Source organism: uncultured Methylobacterium sp. (assembly GCF_964242245.1).
In the GTDB taxonomy this organism is placed as follows: domain Bacteria; phylum Pseudomonadota; class Alphaproteobacteria; order Rhizobiales; family Beijerinckiaceae; genus Methylobacterium.
In genome coordinates this window covers 1-2844 of the sequence record NZ_CAXTBY010000216.1, presented here as the reverse complement: position 1 = coordinate 2844, position 2844 = coordinate 1, and the positions used below count along the sequence as shown (strand labels likewise).

General features: G+C 65.2%; 3 protein-coding genes and 1 pseudogene. All 4 read left to right on the top strand.

The genetic code is table 11. From position 1 onward, the window contains the following. Nucleotides 1-1613: succinate dehydrogenase flavoprotein subunit (gene sdhA / locus ACFE8Y_RS21530; protein ID WP_375466402.1), on the top strand; the 1613-nt coding region annotated here is incomplete at its 5' end. A gap of 17 nt (nt 1614-1630) precedes the next feature. Then, nucleotides 1631-1876: a hypothetical protein gene (locus ACFE8Y_RS21525; protein WP_375466401.1), complete on the top strand. Its 246-nt coding sequence runs from the start codon at nt 1631-1633 to the stop codon at nt 1874-1876. After that, complete coding sequence (locus ACFE8Y_RS21520; RefSeq protein ID WP_375466400.1) at nt 1873-2724, top strand: type II toxin-antitoxin system VapC family toxin; 852 nt, start codon at nt 1873-1875, stop codon at nt 2722-2724. The genes ACFE8Y_RS21525 and ACFE8Y_RS21520 overlap by 4 nt, the downstream gene beginning before the upstream one ends. Then, a pseudogene (locus tag ACFE8Y_RS21515) lies at nt 2724-2844 on the top strand (succinate dehydrogenase iron-sulfur subunit); the annotation flags it as partial. The gene ACFE8Y_RS21520 and the pseudogene ACFE8Y_RS21515, both read left to right, overlap by 1 nt.

The window sequence follows — 2844 nt, the reverse complement described above, 5'->3', positions numbered from 1 at the left end:
TCGGCAACATGGGGCCGGACGACTGGCGCTGGCACATGTACGACACCGTGAAGGGCTCGGACTGGCTCGGCGACCAGGACTCGATCGAGTACCTCGTGCGCAACGCGCCGGCCGCCGTGTACGAGCTGGAGCACTGGGGCGTGCCGTTCTCCCGCACGGAGGAGGGCAAGATCTACCAGCGCCCGTTCGGCGGTATGACCACGGATTACGGCAAGGGCACCGCGCAGCGCACGTGCGCGGCCGCCGACCGCACCGGGCACGCGATGCTCCACACCCTCTACGGGCAGGCGGTCAAGCACCAGACCAACTTCTTCATCGAGTACTTCGCCCTCGACCTGATCATGGACGAGGAGGGCCGCTGCCGCGGCGTCATCGCCATGGACCAGGCCACCGGCGAGATGCACCGCTTCCGCGCGCAGATGGTGGTGCTCGCCACCGGCGGCTACGGCCGCGCCTACTTCTCGGCCACCTCCGCCCACACCTGCACCGGCGACGGCAACGCCATGGTGCTCCGCGCCGGCCTGCCGCTGCAGGACATGGAGTTCGTGCAGTTCCACCCCACCGGCATCTACGGCGCCGGCTGCCTGATCACCGAGGGCTCGCGCGGGGAGGGCGGCTACCTGACGAACTCGGAAGGCGAGCGCTTCATGGAGCGCTACGCGCCCTCGGCCAAGGACCTCGCGTCCCGCGACGTGGTCTCGCGCTCGATGACCATGGAGATCCGCGACGGGCGCGGCGTCGGCCGGAACAAGGACCACATCTTCCTGCACCTCGACCACCTCGACCCGAAGATCCTGCACGAGCGCCTGCCCGGCATCTCGGAATCGGCCAAGATCTTCGCGGGCGTCGACGTCACGCGGGAGCCGATCCCGGTCATCCCGACGGTGCACTACAACATGGGCGGCATCCCGACGAACTACCACGGTGAGGTGCTGACGCTGAAGAACGGCAACCCCGACACCGTCGTGCCCGGCCTGATGGCGATCGGCGAGGCGGCCTGCGTCTCGGTGCACGGGGCCAACCGCCTGGGCTCGAACTCGCTCATCGACCTCGTGGTGTTCGGCCGCGCGGCGGGCCAGCGCTGCGCCGAGATCGTCGAGCCGGACGGGCGCCCGATGGAGCTCGCCAAGGATTCGGCCGACAAGGCGCTCTCCCGCCTCGACCGCTTCCGCTACGCGAACGGTGCGACGCCGACGGCGGATCTGCGCCTGGAGATGCAGAAGACGATGCAGAACAACTGCGCCGTGTTCCGCACCGGCGAGGTGCTGGAGGAGGGCAAGGGCCTGATCCACAAGGTCTGGTCGGCCACGGCCGACATCCGCATCACCGACCGCTCGCTCGTGTGGAACACCGACCTCCTGGAGACCCTGGAGTTCGACAACCTGATCGGTCAGGCGGTCGTCACCATGGAATCGGCGGCCAACCGTCAGGAGTCGCGCGGCGCGCACGCCCGCGAGGATTTTCCGGATCGCAACGACAAGACCTGGATGAAGCACACCCTGTCTTGGCTCGACCAGAGCTCGCAGGCCGTGAGCATCGATTACCGGCCAGTGCATGCCTACACGATGTCGAACGAGATCCAGTACATCGAGCCGAAGGCGCGGGTGTATTAAATCTCTAGGAGGACGCAATGGGTGAGTTGCTGATCAAGGATGTCGAGGACGAGACGATCGTGCAGATCTCGAACCTCGCACGCCTGAACGGCCGCTCTGTCGAGCATGAGACCCTCACCCTGATCCGTGAGGCGCTCGGGACTCATGCGTGTGAGGGACAGGAGGATCGTGCCGCGATGGCTAGACGGATCGCGGCCATGTCACCGAGAGATGTGATCCAGACCGACAGCGTGATTTTGATCCGCGAGGATCGGGACAGGTGAAATTCGTGATCGACACGTCAGTGGCGGTGAAGTGGTTCCTGCCGGAGGCAGACCACGACGCCGCCGTGGCGCTCCTGGAAACGAAGGCGATGTTCCTCGCCCCCGATCTGATCTTCACCGAGTTCGCTACGGCGATGCAGAAGAAGATCAAGCTTGGAGAAAGCCGTCACGATCAGGCACGGGAAAGCTGCACGTCTCTACCTGGTCTGTTCGCATCGATCACGCCGACACTTCTGCTGTTTCAGCGGGCCTTGGACATCGGCGTGGCAATGGCGCATCCCGTTCAGGATTGTATCTTCCTGGCCTGTGCGGAACAGGAGGGCGTTCCCGTCGTCAGTGCGGATCGCAAGCTCACCGCCAGGGCATCCGAGCGGGGTTTCGGGCATCTCGTCTTCGAAATGGGCGTGGCCATCGAAGCGGCGAATGCGGTGTCCCACGCCGTCGCAATCCCGGACACGCAGTTGCAGAACATCCTGCGGCTGAATGCACGCGTCGATACGACGTTCGATGACCTTCGTAACCGTCATGTCGGCCCGACCAAAGGCTTCTACTTCGTGCCCTCGGAGGTCCTCAGCCCAGCCTTCCATTCGCCCGCCTACCTGCGATTGAGGGATTTGGTGACGGCACTGCCGCGCGATCAAGTGCGGGATCTGACGGCCCTGTGCTGGCTCGGCCGCGGCTACGACGGCAGCGATTGGCCGAACCTCCAGGCCAAGGCCGAAGCCGCCTTCGGCGATACGCCCTCCGAAATCAACTACGTGCTCTCGCTCCTCTCCTACCTTCAGGCCGGCATCGACCGCGTGAGGGTAATCCCATCCCCTTCCGATAAGCCGCACAGGACTTCCTGATGGCCGAATTCTCGCTTCCCAAGAACTCCCAGATCACCGAGGGCAAGTCCTGGCCCGCCACGGCAGGCGCCAGGAACCTCAAGGAGTTCCGCGTCTACCGCTGGAACCCGGACGACGGGG